The sequence below is a fragment of the Vibrio harveyi NBRC 15634 = ATCC 14126 = KCTC 12724 genome (assembly GCF_001591145.1).
Lineage (GTDB): Bacteria > Pseudomonadota > Gammaproteobacteria > Enterobacterales > Vibrionaceae > Vibrio > Vibrio harveyi.
This window is the reverse complement of record NZ_BCUF01000028.1, coordinates 24,316-37,654: the sequence shown is the minus strand read 5'-3', so window position 1 is coordinate 37,654 and position 13,339 is coordinate 24,316. Positions and strand designations below refer to the sequence as shown.

Annotated in this window: 14 protein-coding genes; 9 read left to right on the top strand and 5 right to left on the bottom strand. The window is 44.7% G+C overall.

Annotated elements, in window-relative coordinates:
- The first annotated feature begins 39 nt into the window (after positions 1–39).
- Positions 40–528, top strand: coding sequence for an NlpC/P60 family protein (locus VHA02S_RS15210; RefSeq protein ID WP_005445841.1), 489 nt, complete (start codon positions 40–42; stop codon positions 526–528).
- 33 nt (positions 529–561) lie between these two features.
- On the opposite strand, the gene VHA02S_RS15205 is transcribed toward VHA02S_RS15210, so the two are convergent.
- The 3 genes from VHA02S_RS15205 to VHA02S_RS15195 form a co-directional block, all read right to left on the bottom strand.
- Positions 562–906 carry a DUF3802 family protein gene (locus VHA02S_RS15205; protein ID WP_005445842.1) on the bottom strand — a complete coding sequence of 115 codons (345 nt, stop codon included), beginning with the start codon at positions 904–906 and terminating at the stop codon, positions 562–564.
- 309 nt (positions 907–1,215) lie between these two features.
- Entirely contained in the window at positions 1,216–2,178 is a 963-nt protein-coding gene (locus VHA02S_RS15200; RefSeq protein WP_005445843.1) for a GGDEF domain-containing protein, read from the bottom strand.
- Complete coding sequence (locus tag VHA02S_RS15195) at positions 2,178–3,146, bottom strand: response regulator (protein ID WP_038898080.1); 969 nt, start codon at positions 3,144–3,146, stop codon at positions 2,178–2,180. The genes VHA02S_RS15200 and VHA02S_RS15195 overlap by 1 nt, the downstream gene beginning before the upstream one ends.
- Before the next feature lie 224 nt (positions 3,147–3,370).
- Between VHA02S_RS15195 and VHA02S_RS15190 the strand changes: the two genes are divergently transcribed.
- Positions 3,371–4,237, top strand: a complete 867-nt coding sequence (locus VHA02S_RS15190; RefSeq protein ID WP_029788481.1) for a fructosamine kinase family protein — start codon at positions 3,371–3,373, stop codon at positions 4,235–4,237.
- Positions 4,238–4,489: 252 nt separating this feature from the next.
- Entirely contained in the window at positions 4,490–4,684 is a 195-nt protein-coding gene (locus VHA02S_RS15185) for a CPXCG motif-containing cysteine-rich protein (RefSeq protein ID WP_005427574.1), read from the top strand.
- A 114-nt stretch (positions 4,685–4,798) separates the two neighbouring features.
- Here VHA02S_RS15185 and VHA02S_RS15180 read toward each other — a convergent pair whose 3' ends face one another.
- On the bottom strand, positions 4,799–5,410 hold the full coding sequence (locus VHA02S_RS15180) for a riboflavin synthase (protein WP_005445847.1): 612 nt from the start codon (positions 5,408–5,410) through the stop codon (positions 4,799–4,801).
- Positions 5,411–5,691: 281 nt separating this feature from the next.
- Here VHA02S_RS15180 and VHA02S_RS15175 point away from each other — a divergent pair, with 281 nt between their 5' ends.
- Both VHA02S_RS15175 and VHA02S_RS15170 read left to right on the top strand, forming a co-directional pair.
- The gene (locus VHA02S_RS15175; protein WP_005445850.1) at positions 5,692–7,062 is read left to right on the top strand and encodes an MATE family efflux transporter; all 1,371 of its coding nucleotides are present in this window, start codon (positions 5,692–5,694) and stop codon (positions 7,060–7,062) included.
- 106 nt (positions 7,063–7,168) lie between these two features.
- Complete coding sequence (locus VHA02S_RS15170; protein WP_038898081.1) at positions 7,169–8,185, top strand: DUF3080 domain-containing protein; 1,017 nt, start codon at positions 7,169–7,171, stop codon at positions 8,183–8,185.
- Positions 8,186–8,192: 7 nt separating this feature from the next.
- Here VHA02S_RS15170 and VHA02S_RS15165 read toward each other — a convergent pair whose 3' ends face one another.
- Complete coding sequence (locus tag VHA02S_RS15165; protein ID WP_005445862.1) at positions 8,193–9,035, bottom strand: DNA ligase; 843 nt, start codon at positions 9,033–9,035, stop codon at positions 8,193–8,195.
- Positions 9,036–9,351: 316 nt separating this feature from the next.
- On the opposite strand from VHA02S_RS15165, the gene VHA02S_RS15160 reads away from it, so the two are divergent.
- The 4 genes from VHA02S_RS15160 to VHA02S_RS15145 are packed head-to-tail and all read left to right on the top strand — an operon-like array spanning position 9,352 to position 13,335.
- Complete coding sequence (locus tag VHA02S_RS15160) at positions 9,352–9,672, top strand: STAS domain-containing protein (RefSeq protein WP_005445863.1); 321 nt, start codon at positions 9,352–9,354, stop codon at positions 9,670–9,672.
- A 29-nt stretch (positions 9,673–9,701) separates the two neighbouring features.
- The gene (locus tag VHA02S_RS15155; RefSeq protein WP_038898082.1) at positions 9,702–10,550 is read left to right on the top strand and encodes an OmpA family protein; all 849 of its coding nucleotides are present in this window, start codon (positions 9,702–9,704) and stop codon (positions 10,548–10,550) included.
- Positions 10,547–12,646, top strand: a complete 2,100-nt coding sequence (locus VHA02S_RS15150; protein ID WP_009697760.1) for an SLBB domain-containing protein — start codon at positions 10,547–10,549, stop codon at positions 12,644–12,646. The genes VHA02S_RS15155 and VHA02S_RS15150 overlap by 4 nt, the downstream gene beginning before the upstream one ends.
- A complete protein-coding gene (locus VHA02S_RS15145) occupies positions 12,646–13,335 on the top strand; it encodes an AAA family ATPase (RefSeq protein WP_017817416.1) in 690 nt (229 codons plus the stop codon). The genes VHA02S_RS15150 and VHA02S_RS15145 overlap by 1 nt, the downstream gene beginning before the upstream one ends.
- Positions 13,336–13,339: the final 4 nt, after the last annotated feature.

Genomic DNA, 13,339 nt, shown 5'->3' with positions numbered 1-13,339 from the left:
TGACGCTAATATTTCAGTTTTAAGTCATGGAGATGACCAGTGAGCAAGGTTCGTCATTTATTTTTTCCTCTAATAATCAGTGTGCTACTCAGTGCGTGCTCGTCAGGTCCAGATCCAGAAACACAAGTCAACGCCTCCCTGCCCGTCAATCAGCTGTTGTCCGGCAATCAGGATTTGTACCAATTCTATAATGAGTGGGAAGGCACGCCTTATCGACTAGGTGGAACTAAAAAGTCAGGCATCGACTGTTCGGCTTTTGTTCAAAAAGCGTTTGTTGAGGCATACAAAATGTCGCTGCCGCGTACTACCCGCCAACAGTCTAAACAAGGTGTTGAAATGAGTTGGTCGGACGCCCAACAAGGTGATTTGGTATTTTTCAAAACCAAACGAAGCACATACCACGTGGGCATTTATCTTGGGAACAAACAGTTCATGCACGCTTCTACTTCAAAAGGCGTGATCATTTCGAGAATCGACAACCCATATTGGGCATCGAAATTTTGGCAAGTAAGAAGAGTTACAATGTAACTCCTCTTGAATTTGAATGACGCAAGAAGAAAATCAGTCGTAGGTCGCTACCGCGGTATCAAACAGGTTTTTAACTAATGCGATGTACTCATCCAAAAAGGCAATCTGCTCATTCGTCGCTTTCTTTGACCATACACCCGCAAGTACTTCACCCAAATCTTCAACGACCGCATCTGCCTCTTTTAGCAACTTAAAACGCACGCTTGAATGCAACTCTGGGTTTTGCTCGAATATCGCCATGATGTTCGATGCAACCATGTCAGTCACAACATCTTCAATGCTTTCTGATCCTGTGTCACCGATTTCAGACGTGAAAATATCTAAGTTAAGTGACAAGTGCTCAATTAGAGCGAGATATCCATCGGTTTCTACAACCACTGTTTTTCTCCGTTTAATGCAAGCCTTCGAAGCTGAAAGCGAAATAGTTTCAATAGTAAGACATGCCGAGAAAATTTCATTAACTTATTTCATATTAATGAGAGTTGACGCACTAACTGGATGGTTTTCAACCAATTGAGTTCGGTACTGTTCACCTTTCGAGCTGATGCTTTCAGCAGTTTGTGAGTTATTTATACAAGGCAGAGGCATTTACTTAAAATGACTAGGCGACAAGCCTCTCGTCGCGATTAAAACGCCTTTATCTCGAATAAAATTTAACTACAAAAGTTCAACAATCCCTAGTATCCCCTAGTCGTCTTCATGACTACAAGTTTGGTTTCGACCATTTTCTTTAGCGCGATATAACGCAGCATCGGCACTCTTAAGCCATTGTGTGTGGCTTTCGAAATACGATTTATACTCGCAAACGCCGATACTGATCGTGTAGTTAATCAAAAAGTCTTCAACTTTCACGATTTCTTGTTCAATTCGCTTTCTTAAACGTTCTGCAAAGTAACAAGCTTGCTCTTGATTAGTATGTGGCAGCAAAACCGTAAACTCTTCACCACCAAAACGACCACATACATCGCTGCTACGTGCCGTTTTACGTAACAAGCTTGAGGTACGACGAATCACTTCGTCTCCCGTGTGGTGTCCATAGGTATCGTTGACCTTTTTAAAATGGTCGATATCAAAGATCACTAACGAGCTCGCCCCTTCAATCACTTTAAGTTGCGCAAATTCGTCCTTCAGAGATTGTTCCCAAAAAGCCCGATTAAATAGACCAGTGAGACCATCTTTACGGCTGATTTCCGATAAGTGTTGGTTAGTTTCTCTCAAATGGATACGGTTACGCGCCGTTTCTGAAACATCATTAATCTGAATTGCAATATGGCTAATTTCACCTGACAACGAGCGCAATGGCGTAATCACAATGTCTTGGAACATCAAATTGCTGCTGTTAGAAACCGGAGAAAAGTTGTTGAACTTGAAAAGGTATGGTCGGTTTTCCCAGCTAGAAAATGAACGTGTTTCTAAATCTGCTGATGTCTTGAGTTTTGTCTCTAACCACCTTCTCGGAAGATCTTCAAAATGGTCAAATAAACACTCTCCGAGAATGTTTTGCGACAAAATACCACTGTACGACTGCATAAAGCTGTTCCAAACGCAGACTTTATAGTCTTGGTCGAGGACAATAAGCCCAGAGTCCATGGTATCCAGAATTTGGGTAACCCAGTGAAAGTCTGCTATGTCCAGCGTGATTTCGGACATTAGATTAGCTCCATGATGTCATAGATGATGTCTACGGATGATTTATCTATCAAAAACAGAACTTCACACTCAAAATCGAGTGATTCTGCCATGTAGGTGTATTCAATGGTAAAGAGTTCACCAGATTCGTTTTTCTCTTCGCTGTAAGGGGTAATGTTCTCGATGATTCCTGGTTGGCGTAACGAAAACTGCTTGTCTAACTGGCTCCCAAGAGAAGTTAGGAATGAAGACACCAGTAAGTTCGACACATTAAGGATGATTTCGTTGTGTGGCGTGAATTCAAGTAAGTATCCGAGTCGTTCGCCGATTTGGTTGATATCTTTACCACGCAGGCAAACCAACGCCTCTCCGTGTATACCTCCCCCTACGAACCTTTGTGCCACCGCAACTGAGCTGTCTCGCCCAATCACATCCACCAGCGTCATATGTAATTCACCGTAAGACAATGGACCAACGTGAGGGACCGGCAATTGAATAAACTCACGTAGATGGTCCGCCATAATTGCAGCGCCCTTACCTAATGCAATATTGGCAACTTCACGGAACTTTGCTAACGGCGTAACTTCTAACGTATGTTGAGGTTCAATTTCAGTGTGAGCACTAACGGCATAATGAAGACCGAGCGTTTCATAGAGAGGAATAACCTGTTCTTCGGATAATGGTTTAGCAATGAAATCCATCGCCCCAAGATCTATGCAGCGTTGTTTAGCCTCTTGCTGGACATCACCCGAAACGATGACAATTTTGGTTTGGTATTGACTAACAGGCAGGGACTCTAGTACTTCGAAGCCATCCATGACTGGCATGGTCAAATCGAGGAACAAAACGTCAATATTTTGTTCCGCTAGGATTTTCAATGCCTCGTGACCATCTTGGGCTTCGAGTAGGTGCAATGATGTATCTTGTACGATGGATCGGGTAATCAACTTTCGTGCGACCGCCGAGTCATCACAAATCAGTATTTTCATGCCACCAATGGAACTAAAGTCAAAAAAATAATAATACTAGCTGTGCTGTTTTAGCTCCATATGTTAAGCCGATAAATCATAGGGTTATAGGCGACGTGATTCACACTTATAAACATTTTCTACTATATGCGGAAGAATTATTGTCGAAGTTTGCTTAACTGCGCGTCAATGTTCCGCCGTTTATCCTAAACTATTGTTGGTCAAATAGATAAGCGAGGTTTTGTATGTGGCAAGCAATATCGCAACAGCTTTCTGATACCTTGATGTTCGAATATCAGATCACCGAGAAGGTAAAACTTTCCGGTGGAGACATCAGTGAAAGCTATATGATCAATGACGGAGAGCAGCGCTATTTCGTCAAAATTAATGATCGGGATTTCTTAGCCAATTTTGAAGTAGAAGCAGAAAGCCTTCACCTATTGCGCGAAACCTCTACTCTATTTGTCCCAGAAGTCGTTTTGGTCGGTAAAACCAAAACGCACAGTTTTATCATCCTCAATTTCCTTCCCACTAAAACGCTTGAAGATAGCGATAACAGCTTTAAATTTGGTGAACAATTAGCGCGCCTGCATTTATGGGGTGAACAGAAAGAATTTGGCTTCGATACAGACAACTACATAGGCTCTACACTTCAGCCAAACCAATGGCATAAAAAGTGGTCAGTATTTTTCGCGGAGCAACGCATCGGGTGGCAGTTACAACTGCTTAAAGAGAAAGGCGTTTCTCTGGTAGACATCGATGACTTTATTGACGTCGTGAAACAGCTTCTCGCTAATCACTCCCCACAACCTTCCCTACTGCATGGTGATCTATGGAACGGCAATGTGGCGCTCACACCCGCTGGTCCTATTTGTTATGACCCTTCTTGTTATTGGGGAGATCGAGAATGTGATCTTGCTATGACCGAGCTATTTGGCGGTTTTCAACCTGAATTTTATCAAGGATATGAATCAGTTGCGCCACTTCCGATCGGCTATCAAGAACGCAAAGACATTTACAATCTTTATCACATCTTGAATCATTGCAACCTATTCGGCGGGCATTATCTTGAGCAAGCGCAATCGATAATTAAGAAGATAATTTCCTATTGATTTGGAAGGGAAAGATCATTACTGAGTGTAAATTTTCGACGCATATCACCCTAGATAATGACCTCAAGTCCAACGTTGGGTTTGGGGTCAACTTTTGTACTTATTTCGACTCAATTAGCAACCATAGCGCCTAATATTCTAAGTAACTCGGCTTACGTTGTATCTCTAACCCTAAGAGGCAAGCGAGTAACTAAGGGCTGTATTTTCTAAACAACAAAGTATTAAAAGCCCTGCAATACTAGGAGTTTATGTATGCAAAATTACACTGAAAGACATGTGAAATGTCCCCATTGTGGGCACTCAATCGGCATCACCCTCGATGCAAGTAACGGTAACCAAGAGTTCTATGATGACTGTCCGGCTTGTTGTCATGCCATTCACCTCAACATGAAAGTTGATGAATTGCAGCAGAAAGTTGAATTGTTCATCGACGACAATTACGAGTAATTACGCAAATCCCCCCCAATAGAAATATGAAAAGGAGCCGCAAGTGCTCCTTTGTTATTTATGTCCGTTTATTTTGACTACCTCGATAAACCAAGCTCGCTATTTCTTACAGACTTAAAGCTGCTTCGCTGCTAATACACGCTCGACCGTATCAACAATCGCTTGTGTTTGTGGGTCAAATTCTACGTTGATCTTTTCACCGACTTGGCGACGCCCGAATAGGGTTCTCTCTAACGTTTCTGGAATTAAATGAACGGAGAAACGATTATCTTCGACTTCACCAATCGTGAGCGAACATCCGTCTAAACCAATGTACCCTTTCGCAAGTACGTATTTCATTGATTCTTGTGGTAGCGTAAACCAAATCGTGCGGTTGTTTGGTGTATCAATCACTTCAGCGATTTCTGCCATTAAACTAATGTGCCCTGACATGCTATGACCGCCGATCTCATCACCAAACTTAGCAGCGCGCTCAATATTCACACTATCGCCTGCTGTCAATTCGCCAAGGTTGGTCAGCGCTAGCGTCGCTTGCATTAGGTCAAAGCTGATTTGCGATCCTTCAATTTTCGTTACTGTAAGGCAACAACCGTTGTGCGCAACAGAGGCACCAATTTCAAGACCTTCACTTAGCGCGCCTTCAAGTTCAACAACGTGAGTTTGAAAACGATCTTTCTTGTCGATATGAACGACTTTAGCCGTACCCTGAACGATTCCTGTAAACATACTTTTTACCTATTTTTTAGAAGCGACTGATAGCCAAGACAAACGTCCGCAGATGATTTTTATAATCGTCTATCAATTAACCAAAAATCCACATCTTGTGGGTATGGTATCTGAGCATACAATTGTTTATCATCTGCGCGGAGTTCCTTCGAGGCATTTTTTCACCTTATAGTGACTAAAATCAACCATCAGATCAGTTCATCACATCTTTTGTCCTCAAGCGCTCTCTATCTTTTCAAATAATTTCTTTTACAACATATTGTTCCGCTCTGGAGTATTTCGTGCATCGCTATAAAGAAGAAGCATCGAGTCTTATCAAATTAGCAACCCCTGTGTTGATCGCTTCTGTCGCGCAAACAGGCATGGGCTTTGTGGATACCGTAATGGCTGGTGGCGTCAGCGCGACCGACATGGCGGCGGTATCTGTGGCAGCAAGTATTTGGCTTCCATCAATTCTGTTTGGTGTGGGCTTATTAATGGCGCTTGTACCAGTAGTCGCTCAGCTGAACGGCTCTGGTCGACGCGTTAAAATCCCATTTGAGATCCAACAAGGCATTGTCCTTGCGTTGCTTATCAGTATTCCTATTATCGGCGTACTATTCCAAACGCAGTTCATTCTTGGGTTTATGGACGTTGAAGCCGCTATGACAGAAAAGACGGTGGGTTACATTCATGCCGTGATCTTCGCTGTACCTGCATTCTTGTTGTTCCAAACCTTGCGTAGCTTTACTGACGGTATGTCTCTGACCAAACCAGCGATGGTGATTGGTTTTATTGGCTTGATGCTGAATATCCCACTGAACTGGATTTTCGTTTACGGTAAATTCGGAGCGCCGGCACTTGGCGGCGTGGGCTGTGGTGTTGCTACGGCAATTGTGTACTGGGTTATGTTTGGCTTGCTGCTTCTATACGTGACGACGTCTGCTCGACTAAAAAGCATCAACCTGTTTGGTGAGTTCCATAAGCCTCAACTAAAAGCACAGATTCGCTTGTTCAAACTGGGTTTTCCGGTTGCTGCGGCGTTATTCTTTGAAGTTACCCTGTTTGCTGTAGTTGCGCTTTTAGTCTCGCCACTAGGTTCGATCATTGTTGCCGCACACCAAGTCGCAATTAACTTCTCTTCGCTGGTATTTATGTTGCCAATGAGCGTGGGTGCTGCAGTAAGTATTCGCGTTGGTCACCGTTTGGGTGAAGAAAACGTCGATGGTGCTCGTGTTGCCTCTCGCGTAGGTGTCATGGTGGGTCTTGCGCTTGCGATGATGACAGCGATTCTAACTGTCATCTTCCGTGAACAAATTGCCCTGCTTTACACCAATAACCCAGAGGTAATTGAATTGGCGATGGTGCTATTGCTGTTTGCAGCAATCTACCAATGTACAGACGCGGTGCAAGTGATAGCGGCCGGTGCTCTGCGCGGCTACAAAGACATGCGTGCTATCTTCAATCGTACCTTTATCGCGTACTGGTTGCTTGGTTTGCCAATCGGCTATGTGCTCGGACGTACAGATTGGATTGTGGAACCAATGGGCGCTCAAGGCTTCTGGTTAGGCTTTATCATTGGTCTTTCTTCAGCGGCGTTCCTATTAGGTATTCGTCTACGTTGGATGCACCGCCAAGATCCAGAAGTACAACTGAACTTCTCTCAGCAATAATTCGGACTTCAACGCCCCAAATATTAAAGCTAGCACTCGCTGGCTTTTTTGATCTCTCCCGCGTGTCACAAAGTATACTTATCCGAGTGATTAAAAAGGAAATGCTGTGAGAAGTTCACTTGTTGCTACGGTGCTTTTGCTAACGACAACCTTACTCTGTGGGTGTAACGAATGGTTTAACCCAGAGAAAGCTGTATTCGAAAAATACAATCAACGCCTGGCGAATGTGTTAGATGTATCAGAATCTCAACTAGAAGCCTCTCCTGCCGTTACCATTCCTGATAAAAGAGAGCTATTCCAAGAGCTCCCCCGCCTATCACTTGGTTTGCTAGAAAGCTACCAATTACGCCAATGTGGTCTGTTTAACTTGCTCGCAGAAAAGAACTCGCAACTGGGTAAGGTCCAAGATGCTTTTTATGACTTCGATTACCAAACGAGTTTGCTTAGAACGTTGAATGGCTGTTTGAGTGATTACCCTCTAAGTGATGAAGAAAGTGCAAAGCTTAACGGCTTGTACGATCAGAAATGGCATCATCTAACAATACACCTCGACAATATGCTGCTTACCAGCGATGCGATGCGCAAACAACTTACGGGCTCTGAATGGTTGCCGTTGGACAGTAAAGACCAAGTTGCCCATGTGCGAGACGCTTTCCTTGCGCTGGACGAGATGTATCAAACACCTTATCGAACCCTTTCGCGCTTACCCGACGTAACCATAGTGAATTATCAAGAAGAGATTGAAAAAACACGCCTTGTTGGTCGACTCTATTACACACTCATTGATGCGACCCAGTGGCTAGAACAAACCACGCAAATGCTTAAAGCAAACCAAGACAAAATAATTTGCGGTGCGAATCGTGATACCACGCAATTTCGTTACTTGAGGAACGTCTTTCAGTCCATTTATGTCGCCGAGGTTCAACCATACATGGCGTTTGTCGATAGTACCTATCAGCAACTTGATGGTGGAATCAACTTAGTCGAACAGAGAATGGCGGCGCACGGTGCGAGTTACGGAATTGAAAATGCACATGAGCAGTTCAGACTTCAGACCATGGATCACGTGCAATTCTGGAAAAGTTTGTTCAAAAGATGTGGTGTTCAAGTTGGAAGCCAATAGAGCATCATCAATGAGGCACTCGCTCTCTTAAGAATCGCGCGAATCTTGGCTTACCGTTATGCGTATAACCGTTGTATCGGAAAGTAATCGTTGCCCCAATTCTTGGCGGGGACTTCCTCACGTCATCAGTAAAACCGCTGCCAATGTAAAACTCTGTGCCGTCAGCTAACCTTACCAGTACCGCCCCCATCATCCCTAACAATCGCCCTGTTCCTGGCTTATAACCGATGACCGTCGCTTCAGCATCCTCAAAGCGTTTAAGCTTGAGTAAATCACTGCCTCTTCCCGCCTGATAACGGCTTGATACCTTTCTCAACATCACACCTTCACCATCAGATTGCGAAATTTGGTCAAGTTGTTCGAACAAATGTTTCTCATCTTGAATCGCACGATGCTCAACATACTTAATATGAGGTGCGTCGATGGCAAATACCAAATCTTGAATGTTGTAGTAACGCTTCCTGTAGTCACCCGCCGAATAAGGCATATCAAACAACATAAAGTCGATACGCTGCCATGCACTTTCAATTGGGGTTTTATCTAACACGGTTTGTTGAACAAGGTGGAAGTTGCCCCGCCCGGCCCATAACTCCCCATCTAAGGGATAATCAGGCAAGACGCGAATAAACCAATCAGGCGCGTAAATACGATTTCCATTTCGTGTCACTAAATGTTGTCCCGTCCAGTAAGCACGAATGCCATCGAGCTTTTCACTATACCAATATTGGGAAACATCAATTCCATCTTGGTAGGAATCAGCGAGTGAAACAGGTGGTTGTAAATTTGGATCAGCATGAGGCTGGGCGGAAGCAATTACAGCGAGGGCAATCAATGTCATTCTTAATGGCATGTGGGAACCTTGTACAAAAAAGCATCTCTATTGAACCGTACTAAGCTCAAATACCCAACTTACATTTACCAATCTACGATCAAGAGCAACACCAATAAGTAATTAAGTGCAATCTAACACATAAAGATCAGACAGATTTGGCACTTTCAAATGCTTGCCGCCTTTGTCTTTTTTGACTCTCAAAATGAGAAGAAAGCCATTCTCAAAATAAGAGCGTCTCAGTACCTCGATTAACCAACTGTTTATATTGATATTTTTTATTGGCACATTCTCTGCTCTATTCAAATCAGGACATAATGAGAACGGAGAATGGAACATGGAACTGCGCAAACAAGAAACTGCACCCAATACATTGATGGTTGAGTTTTTCGGTGACCTCGACGCCAAAGGTTGTCGTCAAGCCCAGCACCAAATAGATGAGGTGATCCACAGTGACGATCACAAGGAAGTGGAAATCAACCTGCAACACGTCCAATTTCTTGATTCTTCAGGGATTGGTGCCATTGTTTATTTATATAAGCGCCTAGTTGAACGTGAACGCAGTATGTGTATTGAAAATGTATCGGGACAACCATTAGAAATCATGAGCCTGTTGCGTATCAATCACGCTATCCCGGTCAATTCTAAAGGTCATTAATAAAAATACCGGTTAATACGGAGGTTGGCATGGTGAAACTTATACGACAAAGCGTGTTGTGCGGTCTCGTTGTCGGCATGTTTGGTTGCTCGACGTTCAACTACCCCGATCACGGTCAGGGTGGCATGGCGGAAAGCTACCAAGATATTTCTATCGAGAATTATCAGTTTTCACCAATAATGCCAGACGAGCCTCTTGGACCTGAGCACGGTTTACGTTTTGATTGGCAACTAACCAAGCTGCATTTGGACGCGTTAATCCAGGAGGGCGCGCGCTGGTGTTTTCCTGCAGCCGTGGTACAGGCGCTTGAAAAACAAAACCGCATCGCACGTGAATTGGAAGGAGGATTGCTTCTTGATGCCGCCAATGACATCGTGATTCAACGCCGTCGCCTAAATCAGCTTGAGCAACAACTCGATTACGTTCTGTCACAAACCACGTGTAAACCGCCACAAGATATCGAAGCGCTACGTAGTGATCTCAATATCGTTGCTGACATCTATGACTTACTGAACGTAGACAATCAATTTGCTGTAGACTCCGCGGAAATCAACCCTAAATACATGGGGCATCTTGCTGAAGCGGCGTATATTCTCCGCGATCACCCTTCTTTGTCATTGGTTGTAACCGGACACGCAGACGCAACAGGCACACCAGAATACAACCAAAAGTTGGCACAAGCCCGAGCAGAGCAAGTGAAACGCTACCTCAACGTCTTCGGAATCACCTCAGATCGTGTGCAAACCAAATCTGTGGGAGAAACACTCCCCCTTTACGAAGGACAAACTCCTGCAGTTCGTTTGACGAATCGTCGCGTGAGTATTGAAGTTCTAAACGCTAAATCTGACACAAGCGCAGAGATGGGAGGCACACTATGAGGATCCTCAAAGCCATCACCACCCTACTAATGTTGTGTTTGATCACCTTTAATACAACGTGGGCAGCGGAAGATGATGTGGTTAAAGTCGGTGACTTGGTGCAAATTAACCTTCCAGGCGAAGCATCGCTGAACAAAGGCTTTCAAGTAGATAAACGTGGCCGCATTAATCTGCCAGAAATCGGTCCCGTTTTTGTTGCGGGTTACAACGAGACTCAACTTCAGAACGTCATCACCGACAACCTTAAAACTGTATTCCGCGATGTAAGCAACGCACGCGTGTTCATCAAACAGCAACAGCTTCTAATTTCAGTACAAGGCTACGTGGTTAAGCCGGGCGAATACACGCTTCCATCGGGCTCAAATATTCAGATGTTCCTCTATGAAGCTGGCGGTCTACGTGCCGGTGCTCAACTTGATAAAATCATCGTAAAACGTGGTAACAAGAGCATTGAGTTCGACTACAAACGCTTTCTCGACACGGGGGACGATTCAAAACTACCAGCCCTAGAATCATTGGACGTGCTCTTCGTCCCTGCCTCACCTTTGGTTGGTAATATCGAACAAGAATTCGATGCTGCGAAACTGGCAAACTCAGGTGACAGCGCTGATTCTGCTCGTGCGATTAAAGTCTTCGGTGAAGTAAACGCACCGGGCTCATTTACCTACAAACCTAACACGACCCTTGTTGATGTGGTCATGCGCGCCGGCGGCGTGACTCGTTATGCCAGTGTTGAGCAAATCCGTGTTATCACCAACAACACGCCTATTATGTTTAACCTTAAGCGCTACCTAGATACAGGTGACCAAAGCTTGTTGCCGGAGATCCTACCGGGAGCAACCATCTTTGTGCCAAAACAGGAAGAAGAGATCAAAGCCGGTGCGAACGTGGTTTATGTAATGGGTGAAGTAGCTCATCCTGGTGCCTACGAAGGCAAAAAAGGCGCGAGTTTCATGGACATCCTTGCTAACGCAGGTGGTCCAACGCGTTTTGCTGAATCTCGCCAAATCCGCGTCATCAAAGCCGATGGCGGCGTAATCAATTTCGATTTAACAGCTCATACCGAAGGGTTGTCGAATCAGAGAGTGCCCGCAGTGGGTCCGGGTGATGCCATCTTCGTCCCTGAGAAAACGGACATGAATGAAAAATCATGGTTGAAAGTAGCACCAAGTCGCGCAGTCGCCGTGATGGGCGAAGTGGTTCGTCCTGGTCGTATCGAATGGTCAGACGAAATGGACTTAATCGATTTGATTGCCCATGTGGGCGGCCCTACTCGCCGTGCGGACACCAGCAAGATTGAAATCTCTAACAACGGTAAAGTGACCAAGTTTGATTTGGATAAATACATTCTACAAGGATCGCCACATTCTAAGCTACCAAGTGTATCCGCGGGCACAGTAGTTCGTGTGCATGCATTACCAGACGATCCATCAGACAACAAATCACAGTGGGTAAGTCAAAGCTCTGATGCGTCGATTTACGTGTTTGGTCAGATCAACGCTCCGGGTCGTTACCGCTTTACGACTGAAATGCATTTCTTAGATATTCTTTCTGCGGCCGATGGTCCAACCAAAGACGCCGATATTCACAACATCCGAGTGACACATCGTGGTTTGGGTTATGCCAAAGTAAGCAAACTCAACCTGTCGCTTTACTTTGAAACTGGTGATGAGTCGATTCTGCCAGATGTGCGCCCCGGCGATACCATCTACATTCCAGAAAAAGACAAGAACTGGCTAGATCGCTCTAAAGAGTCCACAGTTCGCGTACTGGGTGAAGTACACGCACCAGGTCGTTATGTCTTCAATGACAACATGACCATTCTCGATCTGCTTGCTGAAGCTGGTGGACCAAGTGACAGCGCTTACGTTGAGAAGATCAGTGTGGTGAACATGTCTTGCTGCCAAGGTCAGGCACGCGTGTTTAACTTGGTTGAATTCAGCAAAACCGCCAATATTTACGACCTGCCTGTAATTCGTGCGGGTGACACGATTTACGTTCCGCATAAAGACGAAAGCTTTGCTGAAAAAGCCCGTGCTGGCTTGCGTGACTTGCTACAAATCACCACCACCATAGTGTTAATAGGAGCGCTGTAATGACTATTCCTGCAACACATGCTGAGATTGAGCAAATCTACCTTCAAAGTGAACTCAAGGGCTACAAATCTATCGGTGTAGTTGCATGCCAATCTGAAGACGGGGTAACGTCGGTCGCATCTGCATTGGCAGAACGTTTGATTTTAGCGGGTCATAAAACACTTTATGTCGATTTGAATCTGTTTAAGCCAGCCTATCGTACTGTGCACGCATTTGATGAAGAGACCGAGGGTGTCGGACAACTTATCGCTCGTGAAGAAGACCATCAAACACTTGTTGGTCTGCCTGTACCTTCTATGGCAAGCACCCAACTCACCTACCGAGACCCAGCCATGCTGACAAAAGCAATAGAGGCTTGGCTTGAGCAATACGACCGAGTGGTCATAGATACCTCACCACTATTGAGTATGAACCGCAGTAATATCCCAGCTCAAGTGGTGGCAGGAGTCTGTGATACTTGCGTATTGGTTGCCAGTTACGGCTCCACAACGACAAGCCAAATAGACCAAGCTAAAGCACTGTTAGAAGCAAGTAATGCCAACCTTTTAGGTGCGGTTCTCAACATGAAGCACAACGCGGGTTTAAAGGACGAACTGATTCGTCAGGTGAAGAAACTGCGCTTTTTGCCAGAGAAGCTGAAAGCGAAAATATCTCAACAAATAAAGAACAGCGAATTATTTACTCTATAGGGAG